The organism is Bacillus oleivorans, assembly GCF_900207585.1.
GTDB lineage: Bacteria > Bacillota > Bacilli > Bacillales > JC228 > Bacillus_BF > Bacillus_BF oleivorans.
In genome coordinates this window covers 170,294-194,287 of the sequence record NZ_OAOP01000001.1, presented here as the reverse complement: position 1 = coordinate 194,287, position 23,994 = coordinate 170,294, and the positions used below count along the sequence as shown (strand labels likewise).

25 protein-coding genes and 1 riboswitch are annotated in these 23,994 nt (G+C 40.0%); of the genes, 5 read left to right on the top strand and 20 right to left on the bottom strand.

What is annotated here, in order from left to right; genetic code table 11:
- The 14 genes from CRO56_RS00890 to CRO56_RS00820 all read right to left on the bottom strand — a co-directional run bounded on the left by CRO56_RS00890 (position 1) and on the right by CRO56_RS00820 (position 13,150).
- Entirely contained in the window at positions 1–963 is a 963-nt protein-coding gene (locus tag CRO56_RS00890) for a type II secretion system F family protein (RefSeq protein WP_097156716.1), read from the bottom strand.
- Positions 960–2,393, bottom strand: coding sequence for a TadA family conjugal transfer-associated ATPase (locus tag CRO56_RS00885; RefSeq protein ID WP_097156715.1), 1,434 nt, complete (start codon positions 2,391–2,393; stop codon positions 960–962). Before CRO56_RS00885 ends, CRO56_RS00890 begins: the two co-directional genes overlap by 4 nt.
- Positions 2,390–3,235: a CpaE/TadZ family protein gene (locus CRO56_RS00880; protein WP_097156714.1), complete on the bottom strand. Its 846-nt coding sequence runs from the start codon at positions 3,233–3,235 to the stop codon at positions 2,390–2,392. The genes CRO56_RS00885 and CRO56_RS00880 overlap by 4 nt, the downstream gene beginning before the upstream one ends.
- Before the next feature lie 30 nt (positions 3,236–3,265).
- Positions 3,266–3,964, bottom strand: coding sequence for a Flp pilus assembly protein CpaB (cpaB, locus tag CRO56_RS00875; RefSeq protein WP_097156713.1), 699 nt, complete (start codon positions 3,962–3,964; stop codon positions 3,266–3,268).
- A gap of 14 nt (positions 3,965–3,978) precedes the next feature.
- Positions 3,979–4,893: a pilus assembly protein TadG-related protein gene (locus CRO56_RS00870; RefSeq protein WP_097156712.1), complete on the bottom strand. Its 915-nt coding sequence runs from the start codon at positions 4,891–4,893 to the stop codon at positions 3,979–3,981.
- Between the two features lie 8 nt (positions 4,894–4,901).
- The gene (locus CRO56_RS00865; RefSeq protein ID WP_097156711.1) at positions 4,902–5,285 is read right to left on the bottom strand and encodes a TadE/TadG family type IV pilus assembly protein; all 384 of its coding nucleotides are present in this window, start codon (positions 5,283–5,285) and stop codon (positions 4,902–4,904) included.
- Positions 5,282–5,797: an A24 family peptidase gene (locus CRO56_RS00860; RefSeq protein WP_097156710.1), complete on the bottom strand. Its 516-nt coding sequence runs from the start codon at positions 5,795–5,797 to the stop codon at positions 5,282–5,284. The genes CRO56_RS00865 and CRO56_RS00860 overlap by 4 nt, the downstream gene beginning before the upstream one ends.
- Positions 5,798–5,926: 129 nt before the next feature.
- A complete protein-coding gene (locus CRO56_RS00855) occupies positions 5,927–6,085 on the bottom strand; it encodes a Flp family type IVb pilin (RefSeq protein ID WP_097156709.1) in 159 nt (52 codons plus the stop codon).
- Positions 6,086–6,091: 6 nt separating this feature from the next.
- Positions 6,092–6,292, bottom strand: a complete 201-nt coding sequence (locus CRO56_RS00850) for a Flp family type IVb pilin (protein WP_097156708.1) — start codon at positions 6,290–6,292, stop codon at positions 6,092–6,094.
- Between the two features lie 60 nt (positions 6,293–6,352).
- Entirely contained in the window at positions 6,353–6,700 is a 348-nt protein-coding gene (locus CRO56_RS00845; protein WP_097156707.1) for a DUF192 domain-containing protein, read from the bottom strand.
- 160 nt (positions 6,701–6,860) lie between these two features.
- A riboswitch (cyclic di-GMP riboswitch) is annotated at positions 6,861–6,949 on the bottom strand.
- A 431-nt stretch (positions 6,950–7,380) separates the two neighbouring features.
- Positions 7,381–7,728 (bottom strand): VOC family protein, encoded by a 348-nt coding sequence (locus CRO56_RS00840; RefSeq protein ID WP_097156706.1) that lies wholly within the window; start codon positions 7,726–7,728, stop codon positions 7,381–7,383.
- Positions 7,725–8,762 carry an S-adenosylmethionine:tRNA ribosyltransferase-isomerase gene (locus CRO56_RS00835; RefSeq protein WP_097156705.1) on the bottom strand — a complete coding sequence of 346 codons (1,038 nt, stop codon included), beginning with the start codon at positions 8,760–8,762 and terminating at the stop codon, positions 7,725–7,727. Before CRO56_RS00835 ends, CRO56_RS00840 begins: the two co-directional genes overlap by 4 nt.
- Positions 8,762–9,490 carry an SDR family NAD(P)-dependent oxidoreductase gene (locus CRO56_RS00830; protein WP_097156704.1) on the bottom strand — a complete coding sequence of 243 codons (729 nt, stop codon included), beginning with the start codon at positions 9,488–9,490 and terminating at the stop codon, positions 8,762–8,764. Before CRO56_RS00830 ends, CRO56_RS00835 begins: the two co-directional genes overlap by 1 nt.
- Before the next feature lie 537 nt (positions 9,491–10,027).
- Positions 10,028–13,150, bottom strand: a complete 3,123-nt coding sequence (locus CRO56_RS00820; RefSeq protein ID WP_097156702.1) for an efflux RND transporter permease subunit — start codon at positions 13,148–13,150, stop codon at positions 10,028–10,030.
- Positions 13,151–13,322: 172 nt separating this feature from the next.
- On the opposite strand from CRO56_RS00820, the gene CRO56_RS00815 reads away from it, so the two are divergent.
- Both CRO56_RS00815 and CRO56_RS00810 read left to right on the top strand, forming a co-directional pair.
- Positions 13,323–14,207, top strand: coding sequence for a TetR/AcrR family transcriptional regulator (locus CRO56_RS00815; protein ID WP_097156701.1), 885 nt, complete (start codon positions 13,323–13,325; stop codon positions 14,205–14,207).
- Positions 14,208–14,307: 100 nt separating this feature from the next.
- Positions 14,308–15,834 carry an FAD-dependent oxidoreductase gene (locus CRO56_RS00810; RefSeq protein WP_097156700.1) on the top strand — a complete coding sequence of 509 codons (1,527 nt, stop codon included), beginning with the start codon at positions 14,308–14,310 and terminating at the stop codon, positions 15,832–15,834.
- Positions 15,835–15,883: 49 nt separating this feature from the next.
- On the opposite strand, the gene CRO56_RS00805 is transcribed toward CRO56_RS00810, so the two are convergent.
- Positions 15,884–16,315, bottom strand: a complete 432-nt coding sequence (locus CRO56_RS00805) for an SRPBCC family protein (RefSeq protein WP_097156699.1) — start codon at positions 16,313–16,315, stop codon at positions 15,884–15,886.
- A 185-nt stretch (positions 16,316–16,500) separates the two neighbouring features.
- Here CRO56_RS00805 and CRO56_RS00800 point away from each other — a divergent pair, with 185 nt between their 5' ends.
- Positions 16,501–17,013, top strand: a complete 513-nt coding sequence (locus CRO56_RS00800) for a DUF3231 family protein (protein ID WP_342745862.1) — start codon at positions 16,501–16,503, stop codon at positions 17,011–17,013.
- A 43-nt stretch (positions 17,014–17,056) separates the two neighbouring features.
- Here the strand turns inward: CRO56_RS00800 and CRO56_RS00795 are convergent, their stop codons facing one another.
- Both CRO56_RS00795 and CRO56_RS00790 read right to left on the bottom strand, forming a co-directional pair.
- The gene (locus CRO56_RS00795) at positions 17,057–18,079 is read right to left on the bottom strand and encodes a L,D-transpeptidase (RefSeq protein ID WP_097156697.1); all 1,023 of its coding nucleotides are present in this window, start codon (positions 18,077–18,079) and stop codon (positions 17,057–17,059) included.
- A gap of 82 nt (positions 18,080–18,161) precedes the next feature.
- Positions 18,162–18,971: a UTP--glucose-1-phosphate uridylyltransferase gene (locus CRO56_RS00790; RefSeq protein ID WP_097156696.1), complete on the bottom strand. Its 810-nt coding sequence runs from the start codon at positions 18,969–18,971 to the stop codon at positions 18,162–18,164.
- A 285-nt stretch (positions 18,972–19,256) separates the two neighbouring features.
- On the opposite strand from CRO56_RS00790, the gene CRO56_RS00785 reads away from it, so the two are divergent.
- Entirely contained in the window at positions 19,257–20,546 is a 1,290-nt protein-coding gene (locus CRO56_RS00785; RefSeq protein ID WP_097156695.1) for a UDP-glucose dehydrogenase family protein, read from the top strand.
- Between the two features lie 100 nt (positions 20,547–20,646).
- Positions 20,647–21,807 (top strand): glycosyltransferase family 4 protein, encoded by a 1,161-nt coding sequence (locus CRO56_RS00780; RefSeq protein ID WP_097156694.1) that lies wholly within the window; start codon positions 20,647–20,649, stop codon positions 21,805–21,807.
- A gap of 47 nt (positions 21,808–21,854) precedes the next feature.
- Here the strand turns inward: CRO56_RS00780 and CRO56_RS00775 are convergent, their stop codons facing one another.
- The 3 genes from CRO56_RS00775 to CRO56_RS00765 all read right to left on the bottom strand — a co-directional run bounded on the left by CRO56_RS00775 (position 21,855) and on the right by CRO56_RS00765 (position 23,990).
- Positions 21,855–22,241, bottom strand: coding sequence for a hypothetical protein (locus tag CRO56_RS00775; protein WP_097156693.1), 387 nt, complete (start codon positions 22,239–22,241; stop codon positions 21,855–21,857).
- Between the two features lie 86 nt (positions 22,242–22,327).
- Complete coding sequence (locus tag CRO56_RS00770) at positions 22,328–22,873, bottom strand: hypothetical protein (protein ID WP_097156692.1); 546 nt, start codon at positions 22,871–22,873, stop codon at positions 22,328–22,330.
- The gene (locus CRO56_RS00765; protein ID WP_097156691.1) at positions 22,851–23,990 is read right to left on the bottom strand and encodes a CotS family spore coat protein; all 1,140 of its coding nucleotides are present in this window, start codon (positions 23,988–23,990) and stop codon (positions 22,851–22,853) included. The genes CRO56_RS00770 and CRO56_RS00765 overlap by 23 nt, the downstream gene beginning before the upstream one ends.
- Positions 23,991–23,994: the final 4 nt, after the last annotated feature.

Here is a 23,994-nt window from a genome sequence, read left to right as displayed (position 1 = left end):
CTACACCTCAATCGTTGTTAATTTTCGGATTAAGAAAAAGCCAATAATTCCTGAGATTGCTGCACCTGCTACTAGAATTAATCCAAGAGTATCAGTGAATAAAGTTCCAATATAGTCTGGTTCAATTAAATATAGAACAAATGCGAGAATAATTGGTAAGAGTCCAATAACGATTCCTGACAGTCTTCCTTGTGCAGTCAAAGTCTTAATTTGACGTTGGATTTTCGTCCGGTCCATGATCGTTTCGATAATTTTCTCAAGAACGACCGCTAGGTTTCCCCCTACCTGACGCTGGATTAGTATCGCTTGAATCATCAAGTCTAAATCCTCACTAGGCACCCTTTCTTTCAAACCATTTAACGCTTCCTCAATACTTGAGCCATACTGCATTTCTCTTAATACCGTTTCCATTTCATCCTTCATCGGTGAAGCAGATTCATCGACAACTGTCTTTAAGGCCTGCGGAAAGCTAAAGCCGGCACGCATTGCACCAACTGCCGTTGTTAGCATGTCTGGTAGCTGTTCATTAAACTTGGCCAAACGATCGTGCTGTTTTTTGGTCACAATCACCTTAGGTATAAAGAACCCTATAATGGCACCGACTGGAAAAAACAATAGTTTTCCCGTGAACAGGACAAAAAGGCCTCCTCCAAGTGCTGTAGCTAGCCATTGAAATAAAATATATTCCTCAGGTTTTATAGATACACCAGCTCTGCTGAGAAGTACTTTGAGCCGGGAATTTTTCTCCTTTGTCAGGACCTGCTGCTGAATCCCTTTTGTAGCAAGACGAATTTGCACAAGCGCATTAAACCTTTTAGGAGATAGCTTCTTTTTAGCACTCTGTTCTAAATATTTTTTCATGCGTTTTTGCATTCTTTTGTCGGACAAAAAGATCATTTGGAACAATGACGTAAAAAGTAAGAAGGAGGTAAATAACACCAGCCCTAAAATAAGCCACATCATACGGTCCAACTCTCCTCTTCAACAAATACACTTACTGGAATATGGATGCCTGACGTTTCAAGCTGTTCATAAAACTTTGGACGAACTCCAGTCGGGATTAGTCTGCCAAGAATTTTTCCGTTTTGATCGACACCATCTTGTTGGAAGGTAAAAATATCTTGGAGAACAATGACATCTCCTTCTAAACCTTGAACTTCTGTAACTTTTACAATCTTTCTAGTCCCATCTTTTAAGCGTGATTGCTGAATGATTAAGTCAATTGCCCCTGCAATTTGTTCACGAATGGCTTTCACTGGAAGTTCAACCCCGGCAAGTAATACCATCGTTTCTAGTCTTGATATCATATCTCGCGGGCTATTCGAGTGACCCGTTGCAAGTGAACCATCGTGTCCTGTGTTCATCGCTTGGAGCATATCTAATGCTTCCGAGCCACGAACCTCCCCGATAATAATCCGGTCTGGCCGCATCCGCAGCGAGTTTCTAACCAAATCACGGATCGTAATAGCGCCTTTGCCTTCAATATTTGGCGGCCTTGACTCTAGTGAAACTACGTGTTCTTGGCCAAGCTGAAGTTCGGCTGCATCCTCTATTGTGACGATCCGTTCATCATTCGGTATGAAATTGGAAAGGACGTTTAGAGTTGTCGTTTTCCCTGAACCTGTCCCACCGCTAACAAATACGTTCAATCTTGCTTTAACACACGCTTCTAAAAAGAGGGCCATTTCGTATGTCAATGTACCAAAATCAATTAAATCATCAATCATAAAGGGATCCTTTGAAAATTTTCGGATCGTAAGGGTCGGTCCGTTAAGTGCTAATGGAGGGATAATCGCATTAACACGAGAGCCATCTGGTAAACGCGCATCTACCATCGGACTGCTTTCGTCGATTCTTCTGCCAATTGGTGCGACAATTTTTTCGATTACACTCATGACATGTTCATGGTCCCGAAAGGTAATATCGGTTAATACTATCTTCCCTTTCCGCTCACAATAAACCTGACTTGGCCCGTTCACCATGACCTCGGTTACCTCTTCATCCAATAGAAGCGGATTAATCGGTCCAAAGCCTGTCAAATCGTTGATTAATTCCTCAACAACACGTTTACGGTCCACTTTCCCCCGAAAGGATTCATCCTCTTTAATAATCTCAATGGCCATTGCATCAATCTTAGGAATAATGGCTTCTACATCTTCATCTTCCTTCATTTCCTGCAAGATTTGTTTATGGAGAATATTTTTTAATTCTTGATGCTTGTTAACTTTAATAGGCGCGGATTTCTTTTTAGGTCCATCCGATTTTCTCGTTTCCCGAAACACAGAAATTAAATCTTTTTTGGGTGCCGCTTCGTCCTGGATCAGTTCTTCTGCTTCTGAAGCATCGTTTTCTAACTCAGGTTTCTTTTCTTGTATTTTTTTCAAGAGGCTCATTCAACCGTTCCCTCCTTCACTTTTTTTCGACCGAAAAATTTTGATAATAGGGAAGGGCCTTTGCTGCTTGGAAGAGGAGCAATCTCGCGGCGTGATGTTAAAAGCTCTGCCATTTTAAAGTAAGCCTTTGCCATCTCAGATTTTCCTTGGCTGATCACAAAAGGAATCCCAATATTCAATGCTTGTGATGCCATTTGAAAATCATTTGGTACTAAAATCGGGTCTTCGATATTAAGAATGTCTGGGATATCTGCCGCCGAAATAACGCTTTCCATCGTTGCCCGATTAACCACTAATTGAACTTTATCGTCCAGCTCCAGCATTTTTATTGTATCTAACATTAATTTTGTATTCTTTAATGTCGCCATTTCTAAATTAGTAACAACAACAATTTGGTCTGCTTTTTCTAAAAATTGAAGTGTCTTTTCATTTAAGCCTGCCGCTGTATCGACGATCACATAATCATGGTCCTGAACAAGAAAATCACAAATCGTTGTGATTGCAGTATCGGTGATTAAGTCGGCGTACTCTGGACGTTCCGGAGCAGGGAGGACCCTGACCCCTGAATCATGACTGCATAGATAGCTTAAGAGAGTAGGAGAATCAAGGCGGTCTATCTCTTCAATGACATCCTTGATCGTGAATGTTGTTTGTAGATCCAACGCTAAACTGACATCCCCAAACTGGAAATCGCCATCTAAAACATTGATTTTGATGTTCTTTTTATGGAGTGCAACGGCAAGATTGACCGTTAATGTTGTCTTACCGACTCCGCCTTTTGCACTGCAGACAACAATCATCTCGCCTCTTTTTTTCTTCTTTGTTTGACTTTCTTCTGTCATGATTGCCACCTCCGTTCTAAACCAGTTTGATTATTCATCGGTATCGTTAACGACATCTGCTACTATTCTAGAATGAACCGCCAAGTGAAGTGATCCGCTTTCATAAGCATTAACTAGCTTGACTGTATCTTCAGGGCTTAACTCTAATGTTACTGAACTATATTCGGCATGTGGTTCTGCTTCGTTTTGTGTTTCTATCATTCTGCGGTCGACAGCTAAAACTCTAACTTCTCTTAGTAAAATACTGGATTCTACAATGTCTTGTTGCTCACCAGGCATTTCTATGACTTCGGTGAAGATTACATCGACCTTGTCTTCTGGTTCAACTAAGTTAGATACAGATTGGACAAAGTTGACTCCAATAGAAACACCTCTATTTCCTTCTCCCACTTTCTTCGAAACAAAGATAGTTTCTTCTTTTTCGTCCTGTACACGGTGATCTAATAAGACTTCCCCTGCTTCAATGTCTGCTGTTGCATATTGACCTGCTAGCCCGTCCATACTGACGATTGCCTGCTCATGCAGTCCTTCTGATGGGACCTCAATAGTCGTAAGCTTTTCCGCAGTTATTAATTCATTTTTGGCGATTTTTTCTTTGGCTGCAACAACCGTAGTCATGTTCTGATTCGCTACGGTTTCTGTGTCAAATTGCTTCATATAGTTAAAAAACATAACTGTTGTTACCACACCCATTACTAATGCCAGCACTAAAATAATTTTCGAACGCATCTCATCCCCACCTATTACTCTGTTAATCTAATGCTGAAAGCACCTCGTTCTAATGCTCCTGGCTCCTCATAGCCTGTTCCTGCTCGCTCAATAAACATTCCTCTTATCGAAGTATCATGTTCGTCCATCGGATCTGTAATATAAAAATAGGCAAAGCCTACAATTCTTACTTGCTTCAATTGGTTGCCCTGATAATCTATTGGTTCATAAATAGGAATTAAAATGACACGAGAGCATTCTCTGACGTTGACATCACGAGGGTTTTCATCACAGCCGTTCACCCTTTCCCGAACGACCGTTCTCGTCTTCCCAGCAATATTACCAGTTTGCGTCTCTAATACATCTCCTACACTTAATTCATTTTTGTACCCATGTCTTAAGTTGTATTCATATGTATCTGCACCCGTTCCACCCAAGGCAAGGATCCCAAAGTTACCTGTATCATTATCATGCTGGTCAACTTTTAGCTGGTATTCCTTGTAATACTCAAGTGGTATCGATTTATCAATCCCAAGCGGCGCAGCTCCTGCAGCTCTTCCCATCGTTCTCAATTCTGCAGCAGCATGGGCTTTGACCAAAATCTGGTCCTTACCAAATAACTTTGAAAAGGCTAATGATACGGGAACCTCCAGATCAACTGCAACTTTTTCCTCCATTGTAATCTCAAGGTTTGTCAAAACTGCCTCTTGATCGTTCTTAGATAGTGTCTCATACACAACCTCTTCTACTTTCTCCTGATGATTCGTTAACTCTTGGGCGCCAGATAGTGCGGCAGCATTTGCAACCTTTTGCAGATGACTTTTTGTCTGATATACCATGCCTCCATCAATGACTAATCCTGTCATAGCCAGAAGGGCCATTAGTGCTAATGATACAAAGACGAGAGCATTGCCCGTCTCTTTTTTCCATAATTCTCGTAATCTATTCATATTTCACCTCATTCTACCCGTATTGTTGAATCCGCATGGATTGTAACCGGGTTCGGAATGAATTGGTTTAAAATAGGAGTTATCAGTTCTAACGGATAATCTATAGAAACCTTCACGTATTCCCCCGATTCTCGCATATCATCTGTTGGGGTAATTTCAATTTGTAAAAGGGAAGGATCTCCAAGTTTAAAATAGTCTTTCGCAAATTCCTCAATTTGTTCATCTGTTTTTCCTAATCCACCGAGTCTGACTGCTTCTTGTGAAGCAAGGTGCAAGTGTGAAGTTGAAAACAAAACTCTTCCCAAATCGATAACGCCAGCCAACAGCAACAAAAGTATTGGTAAAATAAGTGCCATTTCAACCATTGACTGTCCTCTCTCATCTCGAATCAAAGTAAACTCACCCCACTTAACATAAAGCTTAAAGCTGCCCCTCCTGCAATTGCGAGTCCATAAGGATACGTGGCTTTGTAATCATCCTTTGCAATCGTTAAAGGGATTTTTATACCCGTTCTTAAACCGCCTAGAGAGTAAAACATCATTTTTAACCTTGAGATCACACCTCTTCTAAAGAGTAGAACACCAAGAGCGAGAACCCCTCCGATTAAAGCCATATAAACGGCTGCTATAAGGACAAACATTGTTCCTTTCATCGCCCCAACCAAGGCAAGTAACTTAACATCACCCGCGCCAATTCCTCCGAGCAAATAAGGAATGAGTAAAAGAGCCATACCAATGACAAAGCCTTGTAAACTAAAAAGCATGCCACTTAAACCTGAATCTGCTAGATGGAAAATGATTGTTAATACCAAAGCTGGGTAAATTACCTTGTTGTATATTCTTCTTTCTCTTAGATCTGTAATCACACAGACAATCAAGACAATCCATAATAAAAGGTCAATCATAAAATCCAGAACACTTCACCTCCATTTTTTAAAGAGGTCAAAATTTGGTTTGATGCAAAAATAGTCTCACGTTACACGTAAGACTATTTTTACATTATTAACCGTTTGTGCCGTTAAATGTATGGTTTATTATCTGGCTGTCACTAATCCAACGGCATATTGAAACATTTCCACAATTTCTTCACGAAGAACTAGAATGGATGCAAATGCCGCAATTGCGATCGTTCCAAGAACTAAACCATACTCTGTCATTGCTTGGCCAGTTTCGTCAATCCAAAACTTTCTCATAAACGATTAAGCACCAGTACCTGAATCGCCATCACTTCCACGACCAGTAACCGCATTTACAACATTTGTAAACATTTCCACAATTTCAGTACGCAGTGTAACAAGTAAACCTACAACCGCCACTGCGATAATCCCTAATACTAACCCATACTCAGTCATACCTTGTCCTTCTTCTTCAACGAATAAAGCTTTCATTTTTTCTACCATTTTTAAATTCCTCCAATTTTAAATGTTTTTTATTTTAAAATGCTTGTAGGAGTATCCGACTCATGCTGTTTTAAAAAGCAGCTCATCTCCTACCTTGGTTCCAGTCTCTTGGACTGTTCCTTTTGGGAGCTCTACGACTGAATGTGCATCTGAATAAAGCTTCCCGACCTTCCCTGGTTCGAGCGATTCGTCAATAGCTACAACGACATTTGATTCATTTAAGTACAAAACATCAATGGTGTAGTTCATGAAGAATGTGTGGATTGATCGGCAGGGTTTTATATGCAAGCCAACACCTTCGTCCAGTTTTTTCGTAAACATTAATCCCCGCAGCCTTTTGAAAAATGGATAGGCTGGATTAATCTGTTCGGCAATGATCGAGTCATTCCGTAAGTTGACCAGTTTCACTTGTTCACCTCCGCTCCCATAAAAAATAACCCCGCCTTTACCGAAAGGGAGGTTACAAAATCATTGTCGTTTCCATTCCTATTAGAGATTGATAGCAAATTAAAAAATAATGACGGTTGAAGTATCTCTAATTTAAATGGCATTACGACACCCTGCATCTTTCGGTAACTGGCTGGCCTAGTGTACTGAAACACCGTAGCCCCTGTAGTTTTGCGTCATTGGCTTTCACCAACTTTGCCTTTTCGAGATTCAGTTGTATTCAATTCGAACTGATCTCTTGATTTCATCATATATTCGACAAAAATAAAAAGAAATCAACCATTATTCACAATTTTTTCAATATTCTCAGGCGGCGGTTCCTGTCTGGCGGCAGTACTTCTTATCCTGATTTCCTATTTTTTGAAATCGAAGGAAAATTACGTAATTTCTTAATAGGTATTTGTAATCATTTTTATTCATTACTTTTTACCAAACAATGGGAAGTTTTTAGGTTTGTATTCCTATTCATTCCCGCATCATTTTTCTTGAAATTTCAACAAAAAATCCCTTTTTCTCGACAAAAAAGGGGATTTTTAAACAAAATTTCAGTTTTTACGATATTTAGGAATGCCAATAGTCCCGGTTTTGCACTAGTCCGATTCGCCCTAATCTAAGAGAAAACAGCCCAAAACTACCCATTCTTAGCTTTCATTCTGAAATAACTCGATAAGTTCTTGGTCTGGTCCCTGATAAAATACTGTTCTCCACCCATTAGGTAAGGTGATGGGGCCTTCAATTGGATTGATTTTTAATTGATCAACCCATTCATCCAAATTCTCAACCTGCCAAGAAAAATGGAGCTGCTCTGCTTTTCTACTTTCTAATCTGCTTTCGATTAATTCAATCCGAATCGTTTCCCTTGTTAGAAACACAATTTGTTCATCTTCGTACTGAAATCTTATTTCCTCATTAAATCCAAAGTTCGTTTGATAAAAAGAAATCGACCGCTCTAATTCTTTTACCTGAATTCCAATATGATGCCACTTCATAGGGATGCTTCCTTTGAAAGGATTAAGTTTACATCTCCAAACTCATGCCACAAATAGCCTTCCTCAATGGCAGCCTGATAAGCAGCCTTTAATTGTTCTTCATCAATAAAAGCCGTAAGCATATCTAAATGACTGGCTTCGGGCTCATGAAATCCTGTAAGGAGTCCATCGACAACCTTTAATAAGTAACCTCTATCAACGTAAAGTTTGGTAACACCTTTTGTTCCTGTAACTTTTCCTTCAACTGCTGCCGTTTCAAGCGCACGGACAACCGTTGTTCCGACTGCAATTACTCGGCCGCCAGATTCTTTGGTTTCAGTCACCAGTTTAGCTGTACTTGAAGGAATATGGAAGACTTCGGGATGCTGATTTGGATCCGGCCACTTATCGTTCCCATAATAACTTAGTCCTGCATGGAGCTGAAGAAAGGCAACTCTGATGCCGCTTGCTTTTAAGGCTTGCAGCAATTGCCATGTAAAAGCTCGGCCGGCTGATGGCATTTCCACTGAGCCAGGCACTGCAGCATAAACCGTTTGATAAACGTCGAGCGCCCATGGTTCATGAATGTATTCATAACGAATCGGTTCGCCAATCCTGTAAAAATCATTCAATAAGGCTAAGCCTTTTTTTGAAAAAGAAAGTCTAACTAATGGTTCAGCACCTCCATTCCCTATTACCTCTGCAAAAAGCTCTTCTGAAAGTTTTATCGGTCTGTTCCGATCATAGTCTCCTACTATTAACCCTTCCCATGCTGTATCTGAAATTTGTCTCGAGAGTCTGATTTCAAACTCAGTGCCTTGCTGTTGGGTCCCCTTTAATTTGGCTGGAATTGTTCTGCTGTTGTTGAAAACGAGAAGGTCACCTGATGCCAGATAACGGCCAATTTCTTTAAAAGAAGCATGCTCGAATTGACCAGTAATACGGTCCAACACCATCATCCTTACTTGATCTCGCCTGAGCCCGCGAAATTCAGCTGGCGCGATTGCGTGCAAATGGGCTGGGATTTGAAAAGAACCATGTATCGTCATTAACATTACGATTCTCTCCCTAACTTAAATTCCTTTGCTTCGAACCTTTGCCCATTTACATCAGCAGAATTTTCAGAAGCTAAGTATAAAAACACATCCACTATTTCCTCAGGTTGTGCTAACTCATAGTCACATTCAGGTACTGCTGTTTTGTGCATGTCTGTATCCATTTCGCCGGGATCCACCATATTGATTCGCACTCCTGTCTCTTGAAGTTCATCTGCCCAGACCTGAGTCAAGCCTTCTACTCCAAATTTTGAAATTCCATAAGCGCCCCATTCGGCATACCCTGTTTGCCCCGCTTCTGATGTCACATTAATAATCGAACCCTTGCCGTTAGCAAGCATTCCCGGCAAAACCCTTTTCGTCACTAAGAAAGGGTTGAGAATATTAACGCGTATGACTTCAGCAAGATCTTTATCGGGGTAATCAGCTAAATATAAAGGGCCCGGGCCAAAGATAGAGGCATTGTTAATTAATACATCAATTTTTCCAAACTGAATCTCAGTCAAGGAAACAAATCTTTCTACATCCTTAACGTTTGATGTATCTGCAGCAATAGCTAACACTTCTGCACCCAGAGCTTCTGCCTCCTTTTTAACTTCGATTAACTTCTCCTCTCCCCTGGCACAGATCGCAAGATTAGCGCCAGCCTCCGCAAATGCCAGAGTAAGAGCTCTCCCCAATCCTCTGGAAGCACCGGTAATCATCACTACTTGATTAGTAACATTCATCTCCAATCATCTCCTTACGTTCTCTTTTGTTTTTAGCTTATTAAAAAAAACAAAAGGAAACCTCGTCAATGCGGGTGATGTTTCTCTACAAAAATCGAAGGAGTTAAGTATACAACTTTTGATGTATCCGAACTGCTCCATTCATGTGAAAGCGAGAAGCGGTAAGAGGCAAGATGGAAATCGTAATCCTTTTTCGGACACTGGTTCCGTTATCTGTGACAAATCTTGCCTTTTTGAAAATTAAAGGACACTGGTTCCGCTATCGTGGCAAAAACATGCAATATTTGAATGATTTTCGGCAGATAACGGATCGTATGTCCTTTAATATTTCAAAACCGCGTTTTTTTGGCAAATAGAGGATCGTATGTCCTATAACATAGGCGGATTGGAGCTTACCAAGTTTTACCCCACTGCAATTGGACTATTAGTGACAATCGGTGGACCTCATATCCGCTTTGAAAGTTTACAACAGAAGTAAAAACACTATTGATATAAAAAGAGAGTTCGCCCCAAAGCGAAACTCTCTATAAAAATCCTTTATGACAAATCTGCTTTTTTCCTTTTCAATTTACTTAATGCTTCATAAACGACTGGTACGATTATTAAGGTTAATAAGGTTGAACTTGTTAAACCGCCGATTACTGTTACACCTAGACCCTTTGAAATTAATCCGCTGCCTTCTGCGCCAATTGCTAACGGAATTAAGGCCCCGATAGTGGCCAGAGCGGTCATTAGAATTGGTCTTAAACGCGTAGTACCAGCTTCTAACAGGGCTTCTCTCGTAGACAAACCTTCATTTTCCTTATGAATGACCCGGTCGATTAATACAATCGCATTCGTTACAACGATACCAATTAACATTAACGCACCAATCATCGCAGAAATACTTAATGTTTCGCCAGCAATTAAAAGGGCTATAACTCCGCCAATTACCGCAAACGGGAGAGAGAATAGAATAGCAAATGGTGCCAGTCCGCCGCCAAAAGTTATGACAAGTACCAAGTACACAATCGCAATCGCAGCTAACATAGCTATGCCCAATTGAGTAAAGGATTCTGTAATGTCTTCCGTTACACCACCCATGGAAATCTCGATACCTGAAGGGAGCTCCATGTCATCGATAATTGTCTGAACCTTAGCTGAAACCTCTGCCACATTATCTGTTGCTATATTAGCACTAACCTGTGCATAATCGCGGCCATCCATTCTTGTAATCGTATTCGATGTTTCCCCTTCCCGGACTTCTACAACGTCTCTAACTGTTACTGGAATACCTAACGGGGATTGAAGCGGTATATCCAGCATATCATCAATGTTCTCGTAGTCTTGCTGACTTACCTCAAGATATACATTTAGTTCCTTTCCGTCCATTTCAATAGTAGTCAAAACCGGTCTTTCCGCCATTGGATTCAATACCATTCCAACTTGACCTGTTGTCAAACCGTATTGACTTAATTTTTCCTGATTAACTGCTAGCGTGTACTCCTCAAAGGTTTCGGAAATACTTGATTCTACATTTTCTAGCTGATCAACCTTGTTTATTTCATCATAAAGCTGCTCGATGACAGGTTTAATTTCATCTATGCTGTTACCATAAACGTTTACGTGAATTTGGTTGCTAGACATACCCATCATTTCGTCCATAGAACCCCATTCACCAGCATCGGTCATACTGTGTAAATCCTCAATCACTTTTTGTGATTCGTCACTGAAGTTCTCAGTATCAGGATCATACAAGACAAAGAATAAGGCTTGGTTAGAGGCAGCTGGGTTCATCGGATTTTCTCCGCCAAGTGAAAACTGAACCGTATCCACATCCTCTTTTGCTAAAAAATATTCCTCTGCTGTAGCTGCAATTTCCTCTACCTCTTCTATCGTTTGACCCGGTTTAGGATCAAACGTCGCGATTACCATTTTTTCTGCTTGCTCAGGCAGGAAACTTATTCCGACAAATGGAATCAGCGCAATGCTTCCTGCTAGTAAAAGCACTGCAATCCCTGATGTAATCCATTTATGATTAAGTGACCATTGCAGCCCTTTTTTATAGGCAGCAGCTAACTTGCCAGGCCCTTTTTCAGCTTTGCTTTCCTTTATTTTCACTCCTTTTTTAAAGAGCGAATGTGCCATCATTGGAACAATTGTAATCGCCACAAGTAAGGAGGCAAGTAAGGCAGATACAATCGTTAAGGCAAACGGCAAGAACAGCTCTCCTACCATTCCTTGCACTAATCCTAATGGCAGAAATACGGCGATCGTTACTATCGTGGAGGACATAATCGGCATAAACATCTCTTTCGTTGCTTCCCTAATCAGATCTTTGCCTTTAAGCTTTTCATTTTGGGAAGCCATTCGCCGGAAAATATTCTCTATCACGACGATCGAATCATCTACCACCCGGCCAATCGCAACCGTCATGGCCCCTAATGTCATCATATTTAAGGTAATGTCTAACTGCTGCAGGACTAAAATCGCAATAAGTAACGATAACGGGATTGAGATTACAGATATCAATGTTGTTCTGATATTTTTCAAGAAAAGAAAAATGACCAAAACAGCAAAAAGTGCTCCGAAAATAGCTTTACTTAACATGGTATTGACAGATTCTTCAATTGGTTTTCCCTGATCCAGCGTTACGACTACTTCCGTTCCCTCTAACTCGCTCTCTAAATCTTCTATTTCAGCTTTTACCGCATTTACAACATTCACCGTGTTTGCATCTTGGGCTTTTACAATATTAATACCAATTGCTTCTTTACCGTTTGTTCTTGAAATAGACTCTGCCTGCCCTACTACTTCAATACTCGCGATTTCCCCTAATTGAACGGTCGGAAGCTGAGTTGGCTGGAGATTACCTGTTCCATTTACCTCTGTGCGATCAGACTGCGGCTGACCCATTTGCGGGACAGCTTGTGCACTTGGAATCATAGGGATTTCAAGTGTTTTTAATTCTTCAACTGATGTAAAATCTCCATCTAGCACGACAGACTTCTCTTTGCCTTCGAGGACAAACATGCCAAGCGGGAATCGAATGTCAGATCCCGTAATGATTCCTCTGACCGTTTCCTCATCTAACCCTAACTCTGCAAGCTTTTGCTGATCAAAGAAAAGCTGGACTTCCTCAATTTGCTGACCAGAAACCTGTACCGATGCAACCCCCTCCAACCCTTCAAGAGCTGGAACGATGGATTCTTCAACCTGATTGGTTAGCTCAGGCAGCTCTAAGTCATCGTTCATTACACTTAAGCCCAGTACCGGAAAAGCATTAAAACTTAACTGTGAAACAGATGGCTCTTGCACCCCTTCAGGAAATGTAAGCGAAGAAAGTGCCTCTTTTATTTCATCTTCTGCTTCATCCATTTCTTTATCGAAGTTATACATAATTTGAATACTAGAAGCATTTGTAAGAGAAGAAGACGTAACGTAATCGACTCCACTCAAGCTGCTGATTCGCTGCTCAATTGGCTCTGTTACATTTTCTACAACCTCTTCAGGAGATGCACCCGGATAAATGGTTGTTACCGTTACAAACGGAGTATTTATATTTGGAATCGTTTCAAGCTTCATATTCATACCTGAATAAAGACCGGCTATCACTACGATAAATGTAAGCAACCAAACTGCAAATTTATTCTTTAATACAAAATTGATGATCGATCTCATCGGATTACCTCTCTCCTAACTAAATTGACTGACCAGTCATAACAGTATATACTATAACTAACCAGTCAGTTTTATGTCAATTCTCATATAAGGCTTTATAAAAAGAGACAATTGATTTGTGAAAAAAGTGTGACATAATGAAAGTGTGAATCTCGAGATTAGGAGAGAGAACATGAAGGAAAAAGAAAAACGAATTATCGAAGAAGCCATGAAATTATTCGCAAAAAAAGGGTTTTCATCCACTTCTGTCCAAGAAATTGCAGATGAAGCCGGGATTTCAAAAGGGGCTTTTTATCTTTACTTCAAATCAAAAGAAGAATTAATGATTTCGATCTTTACATATTACTACGAACGAATTAACCGAAAAGTTAAGGCTATTGAAAAAGAAGGGTTAGATCCTAAAGAAAAATTCATTAAACAGCTTTATGTTCAATTAGATGAAATCAAAAAGCATAAAGATTTTATTTTAATGCATACAAGAGAACAAACTGTACCATTTAATCAGGAGCTTGAAATAATCATCTTAAAAATGCGGGCAGAGTCATTTCTTTTATATAAAAAAGGCCTTAGCGATATTTACGGGGATCGCATCAATCCTTTTATCTGGGATTTAATTATTTCTATCCAAGGAATTTTTCAGTCCTATTTGGGTGTTATGCTTTTTGATATTGAAAAATTAGATACCAAGCAAATAGCTGTCTTTATCTACAACAGGACTGACGATATTGTTCGCGGTATGGAAACATCCCCTGAACCGCCTATCATAGAAGCTGGCAAAATGGATCGATTAGTGAACCTGTATCAGAAAGAGATGATTTCAGATCCAAATGATCTTATTGAAATCATTCATCAGATTAAGAAAACCTTCAAAAACCACCCAGACCAGGAACGTATTCTCGTTACATTAGATGTGATCGAGGAAGAATTACAAAATGACTCACCGAGGATCCCTGTTATTGAAGGGATGTTGGCCAATCTTTCAGGATATTCTTCACTAGAACCGCTCAAATATCAGATTGAATCGTTTATTCATAAAAATAAGGAGAGCAAGCCTTGAAATCAAGTGCTTGCTCTTTTTTTGTTAGTTCTTGGGTACATACTTTCCTATATTTAGAAAAAAATAGAACTATCACATATATGTTAGGAGGTACACCCCTATGTCTGATGAGAGAATTAACCGTTCCCCTGAACCATTTTGGAGGTCATCGGCTGATATCCCATCCTTTTCTAAATTAGAAGAAAATAAATTCTTTGATGTAACAATTGTCGGCGGCGGAATTTCAGGTATTACCCTCGCTTATTTATTGACAAGGGAAGGTTTAAAAGTTGCGATTTTAGAGGCTAATCAAATTTTAAATGGAACAACCGGCCATACCACGGCTAAAATTACAGCTCAACATGACATGATCTACGATGAGTTTATTAGTCATTTTGGTGAAGAGCGTGCCCGTGCCTATTATGAGGCGAACACACAAGCTATCCAATTTATTAGAGAAACCGTTCAAAACCACGAGATTGACTGTGATTTCAGTAAAGAGGATGCCTATTTATATGCCACCTCAGAACAATATGCGAAAAAACTCGATACAGAATATGAGGCTTATCAAAAGCTTGGCATTCAAGGAGCAATGGTTGACATACTCCCTTTTGATCTTTCAATTAAAACAGCCTTAATTATGAAGAACCAAGCTCAGTTTCACCCGCTTAAATACTTATCCAAGCTTGTTTCGATTGTTCAGGAACAAGGCGGGGAAATTTATGAGAATACGGTAGCTGTTGATATGGAAAAGGGAAAGCATCCAAAGGTTATTACACGGGACGGGTATGAAGTATCAAGTAAATATCTGGTTATGTGCTCCCATTTCCCTTTTCACGAAGATAAAAAGAGTCTTTATTTTTCGAGAATGTATGCTGACCGCTCATATGTTGTCAGTATCCGGGCGGAAAAGGAATTTCCAGGAGGAATGTATCTAAGTGTAGATAAACCAATTCGTTCGATCCGCTATACCCCACTGGAAAACGGCGAAAAGTTACTAATAATCGGGGGAGGGACTCATAAAACAGGTCAGGGTCCTGATACGCTTTCTATTTATAAAGATCTTGAGCGATTCGCCAACGATGTTTTTGGCATTAAAGAAATCACACATAAATGGTCAGCCCAAGATCTCTATACTTTAGACAAAATACCGTATATTGGTCATTTTGCGGAGGACACTCCCAATATTTTTGTAGCAACCGGCTATAAAAAATGGGGGATGACCTCCAGTACAGCGGCTGCCTTACTAATTACAGATCTGATAAAAGAGGTCGATAATCCATATGCAGATCTTTTTACACCCTCCCGATTCTATGCGGATCCGAGTATAAAGGAATTTATCAAGACCAATGCAGATGTAGCCGGCCACCTTTTCGCAGGAAAGCTTGAATATACAGGTAAAAAATTAGAGGAAATTCAATTGAATGAAGGTGCCGTTATTAATTTGAATGGAAAGCGTACAGGAGTATACAAAGATCAGGACGGCAAAGTCCATATGGTCGATACCACATGTACACATATGGGGTGTGAGGTGGAATGGAACCACGGGGAACGCACCTGGGATTGCCCATGTCATGGGTCTCGTTTTTCCATTGATGGAGAAGTTATTGAAGGGCCTACTAACAAACCTCTGAAAAAGGTGGAGTAAGTATAAAAGTGCCAAGTATTTTCTAAAATGCTGGCACTTTTTCTTTTACTTAGGCCTCTACAAATTTCTTGATGTTCGCTAAGTGATTTTCATTCTCTTTTTTTAGAATGTTGACAATGATAGGTTTTGTTAGCAGATTTCGGATCCCTTTTGTTTGAATCTTCATTTTGAACTCAATTTTCGTCCCCTTTTCTGTAGAGGTAAAGGTATATTCATTCAATACAATTAGTCCATTTGGTTCGCTTTTTAACTTGTATTGTTTATTTAGGACAAAATCCACTACTTCAAGAATAGCTTCCGCTTTGTAGCTGCGGATCCTCTTTGTTTCCTGATATTTCGTCCCGATTTGAATCGGTCCATCAGTAAGCTTTTCCACTTTTTCAACATTATCAAAAAAGTGAGGACCATTTTCAGCATTACTTACGGCAGCAAAGACCTCTTCCAACTGTTGATTTACTTCAATTGTATCTGTGTATGACATTTTCCATTCCCCTTCTCAAATGACCTAAGACCATTTTATAGTTTGCTTCTAATAATTTCGACTATCATAGCTTAACTTGTTTCGTTTTAAAGAATATTTTTATACGACAAGAAGAAACTAACCTTGTCTCAAATTGTTTGAAAGAGGAGACTAAAATGAACCTTAAGCAAATAGGGAGGGTTATAATGGGAGTTTTAAGTGGAAGTCCACAAAATGAACCTTTGCATTATGGTGAGGTTTTTGCTATTTTTTCTTTTTTAGCAGCAGCCAAAGGTAAAATTGCCGGATACCAAACGCTCAAAAATCACACTGGAGACGAAGACCTTAAAAAGTTATTAGCCGATTCCATTCAGGATATGAAGCGCGAAGAAGAAAAGCTTGAAGAAATCTTGAAGGTAAATGGGATTGCCCTACCTCCTGCACCGCCAGAGCGTCCGTATGCGACAATTGAAAGCATTCCAGCAGGAGCGCGCATCAACGACCCAGAAGTAAGTGCAATGGTCAGTGCAGACATTGCAGCGGGTCTCATCGCTTGCAGTCAGGCAATTGCTCAATCTGTACGCGAAGATATTGCGATGATGTTCGGTCAATTTCATATGACTAAGGCGCAATACGGGGCAAAATTATTACGTCTAAACAAAGAAAAAGGATGGTTAATTCCGCCACCACTTCATTTAAATACACCTGAGGATTGTTAAATGAAAGGGTCTGCCCATAGGTCAGACCCTAAATTTGTTATACTTATCCGGACCAATTATAAAAGACCCCGTAGTTTTCTTCTTTTGGACGATTGATCTGGTTAAAAGTATTTTCAGAATTACTGCTTCCTTTATACAATGGCCGGACTAATGATTCGGCCCACGGTCCATCCTCTTTAACCTCAACCATTGTATACAGCGGGACCTTTGCATATAACTCTGCAATTTCGTGATTATTCATCCGAATACAGCCTTTTGAAACATTATTCCCGATGGACTCCGGATTATTGGTTCCATGAATGGCAAAGCTCGGAGCAAAGACTAACGCTCTGTTCCCGTATGGATTATTTTTAACAGGAGTAAAAGCGCCATTAGGATTCATCATTTTTTCTTCTATTTGAAAGCTTCCTTCTGGTGTCTTTCCGTTTTTACCTAATCCAACCGGGTATTTCTGGAGCACAATTTTACCTGACACTAGCCATAATTCATTCTTTCCTTTATTGACGATGATCTTTAAAGGGTCAAAATCAGGAAACTTTACTTGACCCAGTTCTATATTCGGGTATAGGATATCCTGGATCATTTGCTTAAGCATCGGTTCATTCGTTTTTTCTAGAGCATATGTTACCGGCTGATATACCCATCCGCCTGAACCTGTATAGGTATCGGCCACAACCTTCGAAAAAGTTAGCGGCTCCTGGGGAATGGCTGATAGATAATTATATGGGAAAGGCCGCTCTAATAGAGATAAGTCTTTAGGAAATTTATTTGTTTGTTTCACGTATTGATACAAAGCACTTCTTAGCACAGTTGTTACTTCCCACAATTGATAATTCTGTTCTTTAGAAAGTTTACTTTCCTCCTCCGTGCGGTCACCACGAATATAGACATCCGCCACATATAATTCACTGTATAACTCTGGCTCCTCAGCCTGTGCTTCCGTTTTCCCCAACCAAAACAAATAAATGCCTATTGCCGTTACAATCCCTAATAAGTAAAAGATACAGACCAGCAAAATGATATCTCTTTTTCCCATTGCTGGCCTTTGTTTATCCCTCTCCTGCACAATAATCCCCCTACTAAAAGGAATGGAAATGCCTAATCTAGTCTATTATTCTGTTACTAGTTTTATTAATAAAATCTCCAGATTATTTGCGGGGTTTATGAACATAGTTAATTAAACGAATATACTCATTTGTATTACCAATGTCATATCGGTCACCATCGATAATTCTTCCAAACACATCATTTGCCTCTGTTAATTGCTGGATCGCATCAGTAAGCTGATATTCTCCGTCTTTTCCCGGTTTAATCTTCTCCAAATATTTAAAAATATCAGGGGTGAAAACATAACGGCCGACCACCGCTAAATCAGATGGCGGGTTTTCAAGAGGCTTTTCAACAAGGCTCTCAATCTTGACTCTACCGGGCTGAATCAGCTGTCCTTTCACAACTCCATAATTTTTTAATAATTCTCTTTCTACTTTTTTTAGCCCAATTACACTGCTGCCTGTTTCATTAAAAACGGAAATTAATTGCTGCAAAGCAGGTAATCCTTGGGGAATGACAATATCATCAGGGAGAAGGACAGCAAATGGTTCATTGTGGGCAAAGCTTGCGCCAAGACGGATCGCATCCCCTAGTCCTCTTGCATAAGGCTGCCTAGTATAATGAATTTGGATATTAGGTATCTCCATTTCCTTTAGCAGATGATCTTTGTTTTTCCTTTCTAAAAAAGCCTCTAGTTCTAATGAGTGATCAAAATAATCGACTATTAGGTTTTTCGCACGAGAGACTATGATTAATATCTCCTGAATTCCAGAAGCAATTGCTTCCTCTACAATATATTGAATTGCTGGTTTCTCACCAATCGGGAACATTTCCTTTGGGATCACTTTTGTTATAGGTAGGCTTCTTGTTCCGTAGCCAGCTGCTGGAATAACTGCTTTTTTTATCACAACGACTCTCCCCTTCAGCCTGTTTGGAATATTCTATTCACTTACCCAGAGGATAGATAGTCATTCGCACAAAAAAGGGCGCTGCTTCGATAAAGAAAAATATAGCAATTATGCCGTACAGACCTTGGTTTTAGCCCAGCCTAAAGAAAGAATATATCACATCAGGCAAACAATTAGCTTTCTGTTTTTGCCCACTTATTCATTATTCATGGTGCAAATAGTCACAAACCAAGCACCCCTTCTAATACTATGTAAAAGCTAAGGTCTTGTGGAAGGTGATTTGAAGTGGATATTTGTGTGATTGGAGCCGGTTATGTTGGACTAACATCTTCTGCTGTGTTAGCGGACTTGGGCCATCATATAACCTGTGTAGATAAAAATAAAGAGAGAATTCTGTCATTGAACAAAGGAGAGTCCCCCATATTTGAACCGGGGCTTTCTGAGCTTATTCAAAAGAATCAAAATCGACTTACCTTTACCGATCAGGTAGGAGAAGCCATTCATACTAACTCCTGTATCTTTATCTGTGTCGGAACCCCGCCGTTACCAGATGGAAGTACGGACTTATCTTATGTGCTATCAGTTGTAGATGATCTAGCAGTCAATATCACCTCTAGAAAAACAATCATCACAAAAAGTACGGTTCCTTTAGGCACAAATCAAATGATTAACAGACTTTTAATCGAAAAAGGTTTGTCAAAGGAGCTGTTCAGGATCGTTTCAAACCCAGAATTTTTACGGGAAGGGTCAGCTGTCCATGATATGTTCCATCCGGATAAAACGGTAATTGGTTTGCAGCATGGCGATACGGCTTCCTTATCGATTATGAAAGAGATTTATAAAGAGATCGATGCACCTATGATTTTGACCACTTTAAATGATGCTGAGGTCATAAAATTTACTTCCAATGCTTTTTTAGCAACTAAAATTTCATTTATTAATGAAGTTGCACGAATTTGTGACAGCTATCAGGCCGACATTACAACCGTAGCTGAAGCCATTGGATTAGATCCACGGATTGGTAAACATTTTTTGCAGGCCGGCATCGGGTATGGCGGGTCTTGCTTTCCAAAGGATGTCAGCTCCTTTATCCATTCGGCTAAGCAAAAAGGAGTTGAGACACCTATTTTAGAAGCGGTCCAGTCTGTAAATGAAACACAACTTGAATGGTATATCGATAAGATCACCTCTTATATAGGAGACTCCATCACAAAAAAGGTAGCCGTTCTTGGAATTTCATTTAAACCGGATACAGATGATACCCGCTCTTCTCGGGCGGTTGCTCTTATTCAAAAGCTTGATACTCTTAAATTTAACGTTATCGCCTATGATCCAAAGGCAACCCTGCCGACTAAAGGTCTTCAGACTGCCAAACAGACAGATTCCATGGAGGAAGCTATCTTAGATGCTGATTGTGTTTTTATTGCAACGGATTGGCCATCCTTTAAAACATTAGACTGGAAAAAGGTTAAAACATGGATGAAGGGCGATCTGATTATAGATGGGCGAAACTGTATCAATCCTGATGAAATAAGAAAACACGATTTGCGATATGTGGGTGTCGGGAGGATATGAATAGGCTCGCCAAAAAGAGCTATTCGATTCATTTGGTTCCCATTATATGCTGCAAAGGCATTAACGACAGTTTCACCTGCCTTTATAGGAGTGAAAGTTCATGAAAATTGCCTTTATATGTACTGAAAAATTGCCCTCACCCGCTGTAAAGGGTGGGGCTATTCAAATGATGATTGATGGGATTGTTCCCTATTTAAAGGAAAACCACGAGATTACAATATTTTCGGTAACCGATCCTAGCCTATCAGATTATGAGCAAACGTGCGGTGTGACCTATCGTCGTTTCCCCCGAAATGGCTATCGTTTTTTTGTGGCAGATGAACTTAAGAAACGTGAATTTGATATCATTCACGTTTGTAATCGGCCCCGGCATATTCCGCTATACAAGGAAGCTAGCCCTGTCAGTCATTTTATCTTAAGTGTCCATAATGAGATGTTTGCTCAAAACAAGATATCGGACGAGGAAGGGAAAATGGCCATTGAAAAAGTTACAGCGATCACAACAGTCAGTCAGTTTATAAAAGATACCATTGTAGCAAGGTTTCCAGAAGCAGAGGAAAAGACATCGGTCGTGTATTCTGGGGTTGACTTAAGCGAATTTCAGCCGGTCTGGTCGAAGCCAGGGCAAAAAATCCGAAACGAAATGAGAAAAAAGTACGGTATCCCTAAAAATAGTAAGGTTATTCTGTTTATTGGCCGCTTAAGCCCCTCTAAGGGACCCCATATCCTGATTCAGGCGATGAATCATATCCTGTTAAAACATGAGGATACGGTGCTCGTGATTGTAGGCGGGAAATGGTTTAGCGATAATCGGGTCAATAAATATGTCCGATACTTGCATACCCTTGCAGCCCCCTATGATAATCATATAATTTTTACAAACTATGTACCGGCTAGCGATATTTATCATATGTATGTTATGGGTGATTTATTTGTCTGCAGTTCTCAGTGGAATGAGCCGCTTGCACGGGTACATTATGAGGCAATGGCTGCTGGAATTCCAATTTTGACAACAGATCGCGGCGGAAATGCGGAAGTAATCCAAGATGAAGAAAATGGCTTACTTATTAAAGATTATAAAAACCCGTATGAATATGCACGTATCATAAATGCAATGTTGGAATTTCCTGGGTTTGGCAGCTGGCTATCTCAAAATGGAAGAAGAGTAGTAGAAGAGAAATTTGATTTTAAACATGTAGCTGACCGCTTTGAAGCGGTTTATTTACAAGCTGCTGATTCACTGGCCAATACAAATCATTAATGGAAAATTTAAAACCCTTTTGAAGAATTCAAAAGGGTTTCTTTACGTTATTCATCTGCTGATTCTTCGGATTCATCTGATGATTCGTCCTCAGCCTCTGTTTGAACGGCTGCTCCTGTGTCATCTGATGATTCCGATGACTCTTCATCATCTTCTGTTTGGACTGTCGCTCCTGTGCCATCTGATGATTCTGATGATTCTGATGATTCGTCGTCATCTTCTGTTTGGACTGCTCCTGTGTCATCTGATGATTCTGATGATTCATCCTCATCTTCTGTTTGGACGGCTGCTCCTGTGTCATCTGATGATTCTGATGATTCGTCGTCATCAGAAGAAAATAAAAATCCTTCTAAAGGATCTTCTTTAGATAGCAATTGTGATAATAAACTCTCTTCAAGCGTTAGCTTTGTGCTTACTTCCCTAATTACCGGCATGGGTATAACTCCCTCCTATTCCTAATTATCACCAACAGTATATGACATTTGCCCTGATTAGGTCTGGTTAAGTGCCTATATTTCAATTATTTTCGCGCTTGTAAATTACTTGCAATCCATGGCGGCTTTGGAGGTTCCATCGTTACAATCACAATAGGCCTTTTCTCCGCTGCCGCTGGTTCTTCTTCAGACTCCTCGACATCTTCCCATTCTTCCGCAGATTCCACTTCTTCCACAGATTCCACTTCATCTGTTGAATTTACTCCAGCATTTGCGGCATAGTCATAGGATTCTACTGATTCTATTGATTCCATGTCGAAATCATTAACACTTACTGCAATATCGTTAGACAACTCCTCGGCAGACTCATCGTATTTATTCATTGCTGCACTAGTTTCAGTGATTTCTTCTTTCCAGTTGTATTCCTCTTTTTGCCCAAAAGGAAATTCCATTAGTTCAACAGCCGTTAGTTCAACGAGATTATCATTAATAGCTGATTCATGCAGTACCTTTTGTGGATTATCCATCATACTTTCGTATTCTGAATAACTCCAGCCCATCCGTCCCGGTGGAGAGAAGGTGAATTTTTCAATTTCAAGCTTTGGAATTTTAGCCTTTTTCTTTTTTCCCACGGCTCTTCCCTCCATTGTTATTTTTGATTTCACGGACTATATCCGAAAATTTCTTTAAAAAGGCATCTTTTGATTCTTCCACTCCAATAATATTTTGTAAGGCCCAAATATATTTTTCATCAGACCAGGACCGTTTTTGCCCTAAATAATATTTATGAGCAACCGAGCAGAATAGGTGCGGAAATGCCAGATCTGTCCAAAGCACACGGTATTGATCCTTTGTTAAAGGATTGACCCGATCATAGGAGCAAAGCATATGAATCGCCAAATCCTGATCCCAAACGGACATTTTTTTCATAACTTTATTTAAAATGATACGAAGATCTCGTGCGGGAAGATCATACGTAATGGAGTGCAGTTCACGCATAAAAGTTTGTTGATTGATGTCTACTAATCTTGCAAATGTAAAATCCTGCTGACAAAAGCTTTTTTCATCAATTGTTTGCTTCACCCATTGGTCATATTCTGGCCGATTGAGATCTTCAAGTGCCTTCCTGCCCCGCTCGAGCATTTTGTCCACATGCTCTAAAAACATAATGGAAAAAGGATCATTAGGGAAGGATAGGGCTATTTGTTTATTACCTTCTAACTCTTGCAGCTTCCATCTGTATAATTTATGCCATTTTCCTAATCGCCCACGTGTTTTTGCCCCTTCCGCAGCATCAAAGCCCTTTGATGCGACATGAAATTTCCCAGCAAAATCTAACGCACGGGAAAGCTGGTCTTTGTTGTAATAGATCGTTTCATTTCCAGTCACCTTATCATACATGACAAAGGCAGTTTCCTTTGTACCAATACAATAACCGCCATTTTTGGTGCGATAAAGAGGGGCTATTGGCAGGCCATTTTTTTGTAGGTGAAGGTGAGCATCAGCAATAAAAAGCATCCGATTGGCTTTCATTTCTGCTTGCTTTAATATTTTGGTTCCTTGTGCTGTTTGAACTTCCCATGTTGTGCGGCCGCTCCTTGAGCTCAACAAACGTATATCCTTTACTTCAAATGGGTAATAGCTTAAAACCTTATTCAAGTATCCTTTTGTTAGTGAGCTTCCTTTTTTCTTTGCTTTGGAGTCCTCTTCTTGTTCACTATCAGTCTCCCATTCTTGCCTTTCTTCCATGGTA